The organism is Cohnella nanjingensis, from assembly GCF_014212125.1.
GTDB lineage: Bacteria > Bacillota > Bacilli > Paenibacillales > Paenibacillaceae > Cohnella > Cohnella nanjingensis.
Map to the genome: position 1 here is coordinate 1 of NZ_JACJVP010000014.1, position 14,203 is coordinate 14,203.

Here is a 14,203-nt window from a genome sequence, read left to right on the forward strand (position 1 = left end):
ACTCATACGAGCACTCCCTTCATTTCGGTATTTCTGACCTCCTCCGTTATTACTGTTATGGAATGCAGGAAGGCAAAGACTTGACTCGGACAAACGTATATTTTAATAAACTGAGTAATTTATCCAACCGCTAAATGGGGATCGCACATATCGTAACAAATAAATTGGAATTGCAAGGAGGGGAATCATCTGTGTTGCTTTACGGGTTGGAGGAGGACCAATATTATCCATATCTCAAAAGACGGCTTCTAGAAAGATGTACGGGCTTTACGGGTGGACTTGCCATGACGGATGATACGATCATAATCGGACAGAGCCGAATGAGGCATATTCGACGAATCCCTCATTCATTGGGAGGTCGATAGGAATGGCAGTTCAAAGCGCCCATATGAATCAATTCGAGAAAGCCAGAACACTCCATAATAAAGGGGTGGACGGAGACAAAAATGCGGTGATTAAAGCAAACGAGATGCTCTTAAAGCTTCGTGAGGCCGAGCCTGATGATGCGCTAATAGAAGCCTATTACGGCAGTACTCTCGTTCTATTAGGCCGGGATGCCGTTAAAATCCTGGATAGAGCGGATAAGGCGGAAGAGGGATTAGACGTATTGAATCGAGCCGTCTCTTTGGACTCGAACCTAAAAGAAATTCGGTTGTTACGCGGGAACATTTGTCTGAGGCTGCCGGAGTCCTTTTTTCATTCCTCGGAAACGGCGATCGAGGATTTCACCTTCCTGCTTGACCGCTATGAAGAGAATTCCAGCTACCTTACTCAGAAGCAAGTACGCGAAGTCCTGCGAAACCTAAGTGAAGCTTACCAAAATGCAGGAAAACCTGACAAAGCAGTTGCAGCCTTGCAGCGTCTCGATAAATGGGAGCGGAAGAAAAAATCATAAGAATAGGGAGGGAGGAGACCATTGACATTCGATGAGAGACTCGACAAGATTAAATCGCTTTATAAGGAGGGCGCGAAAGGCAATTTAATCGCCGTTCAGGAATCGAATCAGCTGTTAGAACGGCTGCGACTCGATTATCCGGATCACCCTCATGCGGAAGCTTACCATGGCAGCATCTTTCTTTTAATCGCTCGGGATAAAACGAATCCGCTCGAGAGGTTGAAATGGGCGAAAAACGGCTTAAAGCTTCTCGACAAAGCGGTAGCAGCCGCTCCAAACGACAGCAGGGTCCGATATCTTCGCGGCAGGTCCGCATACAGGCTTCCAGAGAAGTATTTCCAACGGACTCGGACGGTAATTGAAGATTATTCCTTCCTGATCGATCAGGAGTTACTTCAAGAGGGCCATCTCGGAGCCATGGGCATCGACTACTCGATACTAAGTTACGAGATCGGCGAGGCGTATCGCAGAATCGGTCGGAACGAGGATGCGGCCAAATGCTGGACAAAGCTGGAGCAGCAAACGCAGGATCCGGAATTCAGGTTGCTTCTCAGGCAAAAGCTGCAATCCTTGGAAGGCAAGCCTGCGACTGAACACATCCAAGCCAACGACAGCCCAAAATCGATCTTGATCGGAAAAGCCGCTCGCGCCACCGGCAATGTACTCCTCAAATGGGCGGAGAAGAAAAAAGAAGCTCTCCGTGAGCATCACAAGATGGAAGAGGAGAAGAAAAAAGAAGCTCGCCGCGAGCATCACAAGATGGAAGAGGAGAGGAAAAGAGAAGCTCGTCGTAGGCCTCACAGGAGAGAAGAGGAGAGGAGAAGAGAAGCTCGTCATAGGCGTCACAGGAGAGAAGAGGAGAGGAAAAGAGGAGCTCGCCGTAGGCGTCACAGGAGGCATGTACGACGCTAGCATAAGACTCAACCCCTTGCCCGAGGAAATCGCAGGATCGGAAAGGAGGTGTGGCACATGTCAGATTTAATGAAAGGGGTCATCAAGGGAGTAAAGAAAGAGATCCAATATTTCGCCGATGTTGCTTTGAAAAGCGGCGCTATCCACGTCGGCAAAGAACTTGCGAATGTGACGCGCGATGTAAATCAACCGTCCGAATTAAATCTAGAAACGATCTCCAATGCCTTGAAGAGCGGTATCATGGCGACTGGACAAGAATTAATGACGACGGGACTGGAGCGCGTGAAGGCAACCTCCCCACAGGATCAGAAAAAATCGAAAGCGTCCAAGAAATCCACGTAGACGCAACATTCTGAGGAAGAGCTAACAAAACAGGAGTTCTATACGGAAAGGCTCTAGCTGTCAATCGGCTGAGGGCCTTTCCCTTGCATCCTCACTCTATTCCCTTCCGTAGAATATATTGATCTTGGATATCGTTCTTTCGCGGTCGGAGATTACGAAACTGGGGGGATCGGTAAATTTGGAAAAAGCGTTCGTTAACGGCATAAACATTTGTTATGAATCGATTGGGGAAGGACTTCCCTTGATCGGCCTCACAGGAAAAGACAGCAATATGGACTGGTGGCATCCGGCGATCAAAGCCGCGTTAAGCGAAAGAAACCGCTTCATCATACTCGATCATCGAGGTACGGGCCGGAGCGACGCTCCGACGGAAGCGTACGGCATCTCGGATATGGCCAAGGATGTCGTCGGGCTGATGGACGCGCTCAATATCAACAAGGCACATATTTTAGGCCAATCCATGGGTGGGATGATTGCACAGGAGCTTGCCATTGAATTCCCCAGCCGCGTGGCGAAATTAACCTTATGCTCCACGACCTGCGGGGTCAAACGGGTGCCGCCTTCTTTTCAGATGATAAGGTGGCTGATGCGGAAAAAAGTTGCTTTTTCCCCGCAGGACACACTAAATATGCTTTACTCCAAAGCCTATATTCAAGAGAATCCGGCCATGATCGCTTCACTCGTGGAACGGATGCAGATCGCGCCTTCGAATCCTAGAAGCATGGAGATTCATCAACACGCCAGCAAGAGTTTCGATTCGTACCATCGGCTCGGGCGAATTTCGGCTCCAACGCTTATTATTCACGGCGAGGAGGATTGGGTCTTCGGTCCGAAACATGCCGAGATTCTGAACCGACGTATTCCGGGCTCCAAGCTGATTCTATTTCCTCATGCGGGACACGGCGTTTTTTCACAGGAGCAGCGCAAGGTGTTGGAGGAAATCCATCGCTTCATCGATTGATTGCATGAACGAAACAAAAAGACGACTCTTATTCATTTAGAATGAGAAGTCGTCTTTTCCACTGGATCTTCCATTGTGATTCAGCCCAGCATTGCGGCTTGTCGTTTGTACTGATCCTCCAAAACGAGACATGCCATGGCCTCTACGACCGGCACGATTCTCGGGCAAATGCACGGATCATGCCGGCCTTCTATTCTAATCTGCTGATCTTCTCCTGTGATGTTGATGGTCTGCTGCGGAATAGAAATGGATGATGTCGGCTTCACCGCAACCCGGAAGATGATTTCCTGCCCTGTGCTTATCCCCCCGATCATCCCTCCCGAATGGTTAGTCAAAAAAACAACGGCGGCGCTCATCTCATCGTTATGCTCGCTGCCTAGCATAGAAGCGGCGGCGAACCCGGAGCCGAATTCGATACCTTTCACCGAGCCGATGGACAGCATGGCCTTAGCCAGCTCCGCGTCCAATTTGTCGAATACCGGCTCCCCAAGACCGGGTATGACACCGCGGATTCGGCATTCAACGATGCCTCCGCAGCTGTCGCCGACCGCTGCCAAATGCTCCACCTTCTTGATCATTTCGGTTGCTGCTGCCGGGTCGCAGGCGCGGACGGCATTTTGTTCGATGGCTTGCTCTTCAAATGACCGGCATGCAATCCCCCCGATTTCTTTCGTATAAGCGAGCACCTGTACTCCTCTTTTCTCCAGCAGCTTGCGCGCCACGGCGCCTCCCGCCACTCTGGCTGCCGTTTCTCTTCCGGATGCCCGCCCGCTTCCCCGATAGTCACGAAACCCGTACTTCTGAAGATAAGTAAAATCCGCATGTCCTGGCCGAAAATAGTGCTGGATCTCATTATAAGCTTCCGGCCTCATGTCATGATTATGCAGGATCACAAAGAGCGGCGTGCCGGTTGTCTTCCCCTCAAATACGCCCGATAAAATACGGACAACGTCATATTCCTTGCGCGGCGAAGTCACCGAGGATTGACCGGGTTTTCTGCGATCCATCTGAATCTGAATATAAGCTTCGTCCATTTCGACTCCGGGTGTCACTCCGTCCACGACGACACCGACAGCAGCTCCATGCGACTCGCCAAATGTAGTGATTTTGAACATTTCGCCGAATGTGTTCCCCGCCATTCTGAAAAGCCTCCTTTACTTTTCCCCCTTGTACAAGCCCAGTACCGCTCAGCTCCTTAGTTTGCAGCTTTTAAAGCGATATCCAGCACTTCCTCGATTGATTGGGCGGAGCGGTTAAGTTTGATCAGTGCCGCACCGATCTCCAGCGCGATCCGCTGTGCCCGTTCCCGGGCAGCCGCATCCGCAATGTGGTCGATGTCCGCGACGTGGATAAACCCATAGACGCGGCACAACATTTTCGCCCCGGCAAAGCCGATTGTGTCCTGTACCAGTCTTGTCACATACAAATCCTGATATCCTCGGGTCTTCGCCATCCGGTCGGCGGCATGCCCGTTCCAAAGCTCGCGGAATTGAAGCTCGAATTGCGTCCATAAGTCGCGCACGGCATCCAGCAGGTAGCGGCGGTATTCGGTGCGCCCCTGTGCATCCGTGCTCCAGCCCTCTTGACCCGAATAGTTCAGCAGCAGATTGGCGATTACCGTCCCGATATCAAAGCCCATCGGACCATAATAAGCAAACTCGGGGTCGATGACCTTCGCCGAATCCAGCTTGATGAAGATATTATCCGTATGCAAATCGCCGTGCAGCAGGGCCTGTGCTTTCGTCAGAAATACCTCCCGCAGCAGCGCGACCTCGAGATGCAGCTCCTTATCCGCCCAAATGCGCTCAACGGCATCGCGGATATGAGGCTCGAAGATATTCATCCGGGACTTCTTATAAGGAGCGTCAAAGATGAGATCCTCGGTAATATTGCAAAGTTCAGGATTGATGAAAGCTTTCACCCGTCGTTTCTTCTCTTGTAGGTCCATGGCCAGGTCCGAGGTGAAGAACAACATCCGCGCCAAGAATGATCCGATATGCCCGGCGAACAACGGATAACGGCCCCGCTCCATCAATCCGCGGCGCAAGATGATGTGATCGCTCAAATCCTCCATGACCATCAACGCCAAATCCGGATCGTACGCGTATACCTTTGGCGTCTGATCAGGACATAGCTCCCCTTGAATGCGCAGAGCTTCGCTTTCAATACGTACTCTATCCAACGTCAAGGGAACCGATTCGCCGACCACCTTGACGTAAGGCAGCGCTTGCTTCAGAATGAGGCCCCGCCCTGATGCCGGGTCCGATATATGAAACACATGGTTAAGATTACCGTCACCGATCTCCCGTGACTTCAACTGCGCGCCAACCGGGAATACTCCCTCGATGCCGCGTGCATACGCGACCGCTTCCGCTTGCGTTAAGGTGTGATAATTTCCCAATTCCGCATCCCTCCGAGTACCTATTCTATCTAGCCTAGTAAATATCGGCGAGCGCGGGCTGGAGCTGTTTCGTGCCGGCAAAGGGCGTATTGACGCACTGCAATGCCGCTGCTTGGCGGCAGCCCGCTAAGAAAACAGTGCAAACTCGTTCGTATATGAATATGCTGAAAATATAGGTATAGTGATTCTTGATTACCTGGACACTGGCGTAAAAAACGATTTCGATGAAGGCTTGTTTAAACATTTCGTCGTTCCACTTCAGCCATGCCGTACTCCCGCATATGCCGGTTTCACAACCAAAGACATGGACAAGCCCGCCTGAGTTGATTTTACTCCACTCAAGCGGGCTTTGATGATGACCCTTAGCTATCAATTGATCCTAACGTTTGCAGTGTCCTGATGAATACGACCGCCGCTTGTGCCCGTGTCGTTTCACCCTTCGGACCGAACGCATTCGAGCCTGTGCCTGTCATGATTTGAAGCTTGACCATCAAGCGAATATCCTCCAGATAGGCCGGGCTCGCGCTTCCGATATCTTTGTAGCCGTCCAAGCTTACAAATTCCTTGGCGACCGGCAGCTTTTGGGCGGCAATCACCGCCGCCAGCATACTCGCCATCTCCTCGCGGGTCAGCGGCTGATCGGGCTTGAAGCTATTCCCTTTTACAAAGCTCAAGAGTCCAAGCTCCTTCGCTTTCACTACCGCGTCGAAGTACCATGCGCCTTGCTTCAAATCGTCATAAGGCGCTGCACCGCTGCCGGAAGATGTGCCTCGTCCGAGCGCTTGAACTAGCATAGAAGTAAATTCCGCTCTCGTTACGGATCTGTCAGGTTCATATAAGCCGCCGCCAACTCCGGAAACAAGCCCTTTCGCCGCGGCAAGCTCGATAAACGGTTTGCCCCAATGCGTTTGCGCATCGGCAAAACTCGCTTCATTTTGCGCCACGACGTATGCGCTGTTGGAATAAGAGCTGATCATCACATACCATGCGCCGTCCATTTGCGCTTTTTTGGCTGGAACAAACTCGAACTTCTTGGCTGATGCGTTATAGCGGAACGCGCCCCATTGCGCCGGCATGCCGGTCATGTTCTTCGGCATCTGAATCGCTCTTGTCAGCGCCTTGCTGAACTTGTCGGCCGTTCCGATGATTTGCCCTGTCCTAGTGTTGATCATATCGATGCGAAAATCTACAATCGCGCCCATCACTTTGCCGTTCGGCAAGCCGTTTGCAAACGCCTCTTGGATATCTTTGTTGCCGGACTTGTCAATTAAGGTCATCTTGAAGCTGATGTCCTCGGTGTTGAGGTTGCTGGCAGCAAGCAAGTCCTTCAGCCCCGGAATGAGCGACGCCAGATTAACCGGCACTTGATAGCTGCCGTAAGGCGCCTTAATTTCAAATAAGAAGGTGGCGTTCTTGCCTTCAAGACTGGTCAAAATACTTGCCGGTATGCTGACGTAGGCTATGCCGTCTTTGTTTGGCGTCACTTCAAGCGTAACGGACGGCTTCGTGGTGTCGAGGTCAGCCGGGTCAATCGGTTCGCCGTTTTTGTCGATGACCGGCCCGATGGCGGCAGTTGCCGAACCGCCTCCATGGTTGGCGGCAGGCGCACCGCTCACTGTAACCGTCGCGGATTTACCCGCAACCTCCACGCCGTTTAGGTAAACCGTCATTGTGTAAGTTTTTATACGAGTACCGGCGTTTGCAGGAATAGCGATGGTTGCTGCCGCGCTTGTGGCACTACTTACAGTGGCTGTGGCGGCTTCTGTACCGTCAAGATATACGTTTACCGTCTGTCCGGTGAGATTTGCGCCTGTTAGAGCAACTGTTGTGCTGCCCCCGGCGCTACTAAAACTTGTTGGATTAGCGGCAATATCGCTTACCACAGGCACAGCTACTGTAAAGCTTGCGCTTGCAGCGTCAAGCGTGTTATTCATTTCGTTTTTAACCACGTTTCCGGCAACATTTACCTTGTAAGTACCATCGCTAAGCATGCCATCAAACGTCAAGCTGTACGTTCGAGAAGTTTCATCGTAACTAGGCGTGTAGGAAGTAAATGCCGCGCCGTCCTTTTCCATGCTGAGGAGCGAAAGCGCATTCGCATTCGAGGAGGATACCAAGGTTCCGTCTGCCACGCTGTACACCGCTTCACTGACTGAGACGGTGACAGAGGCTGGCGGAATCGTGAATATCTGATCGTCTGTGAAGCCGCCGAATAATACCGTAGGCTTGGTGATGTCGTACATGTAACGAACTGTGTTGGACACTGTATTGCCGTTTCCGGCAGCGTCGGTAGCCGCGCCCGCCGCGACATATACCGTTACCTCTTGCCCGCTCGTGTCCGGGGTGATCGTGGCGGTGTAAGTCGGCGCATGGGTAGCGTCAAAGTTTGAAACCTTACCGTTCCCAACCACGATGTCGTCCGCATCAAAGCCGTTTACAGCTTTGCTGAAGATGATGTTAATCTGAAAAGCAGCATTGACCGTACCGCTTGCGCTGCTTGATAGGGCAACGGTAGGCGCAGTGTTATCTATGGCAATATCTAAAGCTGCTGAAATGTTCCCCGTTGCATCTACCGCATACAATTTGTATGCGCCTTCCGCAAGACCGGTTGTCGGAACGGTTACAGAAGTATCCGCTGCAGGAACAGCTGCTTTTTGACCTGAAACTCCAATCGTATTTTCAAAACTAGCAACGCTTTGGACAGTAGCCGCAGGTATAAGGTAAATAAGCCCTGGTTCATTGCTGCTTGCTGAAATACCCGTTGTATTATTCGTTATTGGAGGTGCCGCCGTAACAACGGGAGCGATGTTGTCAGTGCTATCAAGTTTCACCTTGAAATATAACGGCTGCGACGCTTCGTTGGAGTTGGCCGCATGATTCTTTTGCAACCAGACATAGGCGGTCAAGATTTCGTTAGCGGCAAAGCTCGAACCGTCTATTTTCGTGCTTGGAAGGGTGATCGTCAGGTCTCTGCCTGGTACAGAGGCGTCTTGGTTAGCAATGCCGTAGGCTGCAATGTTATGATTTGAATCTACAAGCTTGTAGTTTATCGTGTAGCTGCTATCCAAACTGCCGTTTGCAACAGAACTTATGCCGGACAATACAAACGCACCGCGGGCTTTTGCTGAAATAACCGTGTTATTGGACACGGGATCATGGGTAACATCGTTTTTAAGATTTGTTAATGTATATGGATTCGTGCCGTTTCCATCGTCCCCCAGTACAGTCAACTTGTAATGATTCGACCCTGCCGCGGCGGCTGTATAGTTCGTGTCCTCCGTAACTGTTCCCATGCCGTCGCCAGTATCCGGAACGATTACCGATGCGAAGACGACAGAGGACGGATTTAATTTAAAAGCGGGACGGATTCCAACAGAATTACCATTTCCGCCATCGACGTAGTATGCGTAGGAATGAGTAGTTCCTTCAACGTTTACACCTAACGCTGCATTAGGGTTCCAAGATGGCGAGCGAAGAAAATATGGAATAGGCTCGCCGCCGATTAATGTTCCAATGTTATCGGCGGGTAACACGCCAAGCCATTTTCCGGTTGTGTAATTGGACGACCATGTTACCTTATCTCCACTAAAATCGTCGGTTGTCAATAGATACAAATAATCGTTGGTATATGTCGTATTGTCTAAATTATGGTCTTTCGTCTGTAAATTTAGGGTCCTCGCAATCGCTGATTGTTCGCCGCCTAAAAATGCTCCATTCATAAACGGTCCATTAAGCGAAGGTCCATTTAACCACTTGCGTATATAGGATGTAGCCCATACATTGCTCCACTGGGGATGAGGATCGAAAAAATTGGTGTTTATCACATCATCTGAAAAAAGCACAAGCTGGTCGGGGTTGTCGGCTGCTTCGGCTACACCGGTACTATCGTATTTTGCTTTCTCCTCCCCCATGACACGCCATAAAATCGGTCTATCTTCTGTATCCCTCGTTGGAGTTGTCCTTACGAGAAAGTTGGTATAGCCATAATAAATTCGGCTATTTGGCGCAAGCAGACCTGTTGCCGTAAAATCTACGCCGTCGTTGGCAGCCCCAACGCTGGTGGGATCTATTGCCGCTTGCGCTTTCATAGGCGCAATACCGGGGAATAGCCCCAATAAGAGGATGATAACAAGCTGCATTGCCGTTAGCTTCTTGACAGGTTTTTTGTGTATAAACTGCATCATAAATCCTCCACTTCAGTAGACTTCTCAGTAACGATACAGCATCGCTCTGACAATATTCTGACGAAATAAGAAAGCGGCTTGCGCCGTCTAAATATCGTTGGCGCCGCCGCTGCAAAAACGCTGGTACAATTGAACCGTGGATGCCTTCGGTTCAATGCCCAATTCTTCTTTCAACAAACGCTTAAACCGCTCGTAATGGCGAATCATCAACTGCCTATCGCCCATAAGCGCATACAAGTTCAGGATCGATTCGTTGGCATCGTCATGAAGCGGATTTTTGTTCAGGACACCGAGCAAACAATGGACTGCCGCTTGGTGCTTACCCGCAGAACGATAAAATGCCGCCATTCGCTTCATGATCGCGATATACATGTTTTTGAGCGATTCCCGCTTCTCATAAGCCCAAATATAACCTTCTTCCTCCAAATAGTCTCCCCGATACAATCGAATGACGTTCTCAAATTCTTCGATGTTGCCGGCATGCAGCGTGATGTCGTCACCGGCGATTCGTTCCAACGCATCCGTATCGCACCACAGATCTCGCAGCTCCAGCCGGTAACCGTTGTTCCGGTAAGCTAACAATTCCTTGCAGCCAAGACTGCTCATCTTTTTGCGAATGTTATAGACGCACGTATGCAAAATTACGCTGGCCTGCTCTAAGGGAGTGTCCGGCCACAGGTGTTCTACGATTTGCTCTTTTCGCACAAACCGATTTCGGTTATGCACCAAATACGCCATCAATTCGCGCTCTTTCGATCTTCCCCATTTTACCGTCTCGGCCGTCCGTGAACCTGCATCTGTAACCCAATCGAAGCGACCGAAGCTGTAATAACCCGATTCTATCTCCACTGCCGCTTCGTTCGAGTGCTCCTCTCCCACACTCTCGCCGATACTTCCCGACTTCCGCCTCCGCAGCAATCTCTCTATTGTCTTATTCAACCGATCCGGAGCAGCGGCTTTAACACATAATCCATGGCGCTTACTTCAAAGGCGTCGATGGCATACTCGCTATAGGCGGTCACGAATACGATATCGATTTCGGGAGCCGCCTCCATGAAATACGCAGCCGCTTCAATGCCGTTCATCTCCGGCATCTGAATATCGAGAAAAACGACATCGACAGGCTCCTTTCGAACTTGTTCAATCGCATCTTCCGATCGGATAAACTTTCCGACGACCTCGACATAGCCATTATTGCCGAGCAGCCTTTCCATCAAATCCAGCACCGGCTCTTCATCATCAACCAGTAAAACGCGCAACATGTATGCCTCACCCCTTAGGTATTCGTATTGTCACTTTGGTGCCTCTTCCTTGTTCGCTCTCGAACGCCAGGCCGCTACCGTAAAGGGTGCGCAAACGGCGTTCAATGTTTGCCAGACCAACGCCGCCTGAGCCGCCAAGCCCCTCTTTCAGCGCGGCAATCGTTTCCTTCGATATCCCCGGACCATCATCCGCTACCGTGATCACAACGGCTTCTTCTTCCGTTTTCACAGAAATTTGCACCGTACCTCCGTAAGATTGCGCCATCGCTCCGTGCCTTACCGCATTTTCAACAATCGGTTGAATGATAAGCGGAGGTATTCGGCAACCGATGCTGTTGTCCTCGTCGTAAATGGTTTGCAGCCGCCCGCCAAACCTCGCTTTCTCGATGCTCAGGTAAGACGATACAAGCTCCAGTTCTCTGCGAATCGGGATCAGCTTCTCCCGGTTTTGAAAATCAAAGCTGCCTCGTAAATATTGGCCCAGCTCTGCAAGCAAAGCTTGCGCTTTGCCGATATCCGTATAGCTGACCGACATGATCGTCGTAAGCGCATTGAACAAAAAATGCGGCTTGATCTGTGCTTGCAGGAACGCCATTTCGGCGCTCGCCAGCGCGCTGGCCGACGTTTTCATTTTAAGCAGCGTCCTTACGCGCGCTTTCAATTCGCCCGATTCGACCGGCTTGCCTACAAAATCGTTCACGCCTGCTTCGAACGCGGCATGAATGTCTTCCGGCCGATTTCTCGCCGTCAACAGCAGCACCGGGAACTCGGACAACGAGTATCTGTCGCGGATATTTCGGCACACCTCGTATCCGGACATGCCGGGCATCATCAGATCGAGTACCGCCATATCGATGCTCCGATTGCGTTCGATTTCGCGCATCGCCTCCAAGCCGTTGGAAACGGCGATGACGGAGCAGTTGTCCGCTCCCAAAAGGCTGATTAGCACTTGCCGATTCACCGGGTCATCATCCGCAACGAGGATCGTAAAATCCCCGCCGGGATCGGATGAAGCCGCATCGGGCAAAGGCGTCGCCGCACTTGCGGCAAGCTCGGCCAACCCGCGCGCAAGCTCGGCATCCGCGGTCTGATTCGCCGTGCGGCTAATTACGCCGTTTGCCAGCGGCATCGTGAAAGTAAATACCGAACCTCGACCAACCGCCGACTCCACGCGAATCGTCCCGCCATGAAGTTCGACAAGCCGTTTGGTAATGCTAAGCCCAAGCCCGGTGCCGCCATACGTGATCGCAATCGCTTCATCCGCCTGACCGAACGACTCGAAAATTTGCGCCTGCTTGTCCTGCGGAATGCCGATTCCCGTGTCGTGAACGGCTACTTCCATCCATCCCTTCCTTGCTTGAGCCGTCACGCGAATTTCGCCCCGCTCTGTAAACTTAAGCGCGTTGCCGACCAGATTGTACAAAATTTGCGCCAGCCTGTCTTCGTCGGCATCCACATGGGGCAGATCGTCCGGCAGCCCATCGACAAACGCAACTTGTTTGCCTCCGGCCATATGCCGAAACATCTCATATACGACATTGACGAGCGGTCGCAAGGCAACACTTTTTCGCCGCAACGCAAATTCTCCATTTTTTAACTGAGATAAGTCGAGAATGTCGTTAATCAGATTGGCTAACCTGCGCGCAACGGACACAACCGTCCCCAGATTTTCCTTTTCCTTATCGTTCAATCGGCTGCCCGAACCTTCGAGCACCGACTGCGACAAATTCATGATGCCGTGGATCGGCGTTTTGAGTTCATGAGACGTATTGGCCAGAAATTCGTCTTTCAGCCTGTCCAGGGATAGAAGCTTGTCCGACATCGTTTCAACGGTTCGGAATGCATTCGAGAATCGTCTCGCCAGCTCCGTTGCCTGAATACTAAAGTAGATAAACATGCCGAACGGAAAAATCAATTGATTCATCCAATGATCACTATTGGGGCTGTGCAAGATCAGGATGTCATGAACAGCTGTAAAGCCTATCGCGACTGCTCCGATAATCTGCAGCCATGCGCCGCCCCGTTTTCTCCACACCGCCAGCACAAAGACGTATATATGGTAAGCCATACATAGGAAAGCATACAAATGAAAGAGATCGATCCATCGCGTGTAAGTTTCAGCGGGAAAGACGATAACGGTCAAAATAAATGCGCCGCCGACCCCTGCGATCGGCCAGACCATTTTCTTGGGATACTCATGAGGGTACAGCTCGCGGACAAACAGCGTAATGAGCGTTATTCCTCCGTAATACGTGAGGTATTCAAGTGAAATGAGCAAACGGATATTGGCGTCGGGGAGCAGGCTCATCAGATATACATTTTTGATCGACAACAGCCGTAGGGCGACAAGCAAACAAAAAAGCCCGAAATAGAGCGGAGAGCGATTCGCCGAACGCAGAACAAAAATACCGATATGATAGACGCCAATCATAAGCGCACTGCCTAAAATGATCATATCGCCCGCAAATTCCGCTTTGCTTGCAGCGGTAATCCGCTCCTCGGCTCCGAGTTCCATCGCATACCACATACCGCCGCGAGCGTATATGTAGTTGGATATTTGCACGATCATGTCAAACTCTTTCGCGGCAGGGTGGAACACGACCGTTTGCGGCGCATATTTAGCTTCCGACAATTCCTTGGATTCCGCTACCTTCCCGCTTAGAGCGACTACCTTTCCGTCAATCATCACTTGATTCGCAGTGGTCATAATGGGGATTTTTAACGCTAATAATTCGGGTGCCTCGTCCAACTTCACTTTAAGACGGTAAGTCGCGTACCCGAATCCAGGCAATGGCTTCCCATTCATCCGAAAATGATCCCACGTGTTCGGCAAATCTGCAAATCCGCTCGGTTGCGGGGGACTCGGCTTTGCGAAGTCATCCATCTTCAAAAACCTCTGCCAATAAAATTCCCATTCGCCGACAAGCTTCACCGTGCCGTCTCGCCCAAAATCCCATCCCGCCAAATTTAACTGACCGTGTGCCGCCGTTGGCGGCGAGTGATGCTTTGCAGGCTTAGGTATAATGAAGTACGCTGCTCCCGACAACATGAATATTATGAATGCAAACATGATTATTTTGATGTAGCGGGCTCGAAAATGTTTCATGCAAACCTTCTTTTCAACTGATATGATTTGTCAATAGGATTATATCAAAAAAGCCCATCGCCTATGAAAACTTTGATCGCCCCCCTTGGCTAAATTCCACCAAACAACAAAAGACCACGTCCAATTGGAAGCTTATTCCG

11 protein-coding genes are annotated in these 14,203 nt (G+C 50.8%); 4 read left to right on the forward strand and 7 right to left on the reverse strand.

The window, feature by feature from the left end; translation table 11 throughout:
• Positions 1-367 precede the first annotated feature (367 nt).
• The 4 genes from H7C19_RS09800 (at position 368) to H7C19_RS09815 (ending at position 3,110) form a co-directional block, all read left to right on the forward strand.
• On the forward strand, positions 368-895 hold the full coding sequence (locus H7C19_RS09800) for a tetratricopeptide repeat protein (RefSeq protein ID WP_185142473.1): 528 nt from the start codon (positions 368-370) through the stop codon (positions 893-895).
• Positions 896-916: 21 nt separating this feature from the next.
• Positions 917-1,807: a hypothetical protein gene (locus H7C19_RS09805; protein ID WP_246469421.1), complete on the forward strand. Its 891-nt coding sequence runs from the start codon at positions 917-919 to the stop codon at positions 1,805-1,807.
• 57 nt (positions 1,808-1,864) lie between these two features.
• Positions 1,865-2,149 (forward strand): hypothetical protein, encoded by a 285-nt coding sequence (locus tag H7C19_RS09810; protein WP_185142474.1) that lies wholly within the window; start codon positions 1,865-1,867, stop codon positions 2,147-2,149.
• Positions 2,150-2,327: 178 nt separating this feature from the next.
• Positions 2,328-3,110: an alpha/beta fold hydrolase gene (locus H7C19_RS09815; RefSeq protein WP_185142475.1), complete on the forward strand. Its 783-nt coding sequence runs from the start codon at positions 2,328-2,330 to the stop codon at positions 3,108-3,110.
• Between the two features lie 80 nt (positions 3,111-3,190).
• Here H7C19_RS09815 and aroC read toward each other — a convergent pair whose 3' ends face one another.
• The 7 genes from aroC to H7C19_RS09845 form a co-directional block, all read right to left on the reverse strand.
• A complete protein-coding gene (aroC, locus tag H7C19_RS09820) occupies positions 3,191-4,249 on the reverse strand; it encodes a chorismate synthase (RefSeq protein ID WP_185142476.1) in 1,059 nt (352 codons plus the stop codon).
• A 56-nt stretch (positions 4,250-4,305) separates the two neighbouring features.
• The gene (mtnK, locus tag H7C19_RS09825) at positions 4,306-5,511 is read right to left on the reverse strand and encodes an S-methyl-5-thioribose kinase (RefSeq protein WP_185142477.1); all 1,206 of its coding nucleotides are present in this window, start codon (positions 5,509-5,511) and stop codon (positions 4,306-4,308) included.
• Positions 5,512-5,545: 34 nt separating this feature from the next.
• Positions 5,546-5,755: a hypothetical protein gene (locus H7C19_RS34240; RefSeq protein WP_221469152.1), complete on the reverse strand. Its 210-nt coding sequence runs from the start codon at positions 5,753-5,755 to the stop codon at positions 5,546-5,548.
• Positions 5,756-5,873: 118 nt separating this feature from the next.
• Entirely contained in the window at positions 5,874-9,692 is a 3,819-nt protein-coding gene (locus tag H7C19_RS09830) for an S-layer homology domain-containing protein (RefSeq protein WP_185142478.1), read from the reverse strand.
• Between the two features lie 90 nt (positions 9,693-9,782).
• On the reverse strand, positions 9,783-10,544 hold the full coding sequence (locus tag H7C19_RS09835) for an AfsR/SARP family transcriptional regulator (protein WP_221469153.1): 762 nt from the start codon (positions 10,542-10,544) through the stop codon (positions 9,783-9,785).
• Between the two features lie 86 nt (positions 10,545-10,630).
• Positions 10,631-10,957, reverse strand: coding sequence for a LytR/AlgR family response regulator transcription factor (locus tag H7C19_RS09840; RefSeq protein ID WP_185142480.1), 327 nt, complete (start codon positions 10,955-10,957; stop codon positions 10,631-10,633).
• Positions 10,958-10,964: 7 nt separating this feature from the next.
• Positions 10,965-14,063 (reverse strand): ATP-binding protein, encoded by a 3,099-nt coding sequence (locus H7C19_RS09845; RefSeq protein ID WP_185142481.1) that lies wholly within the window; start codon positions 14,061-14,063, stop codon positions 10,965-10,967.
• Positions 14,064-14,203: the final 140 nt, after the last annotated feature.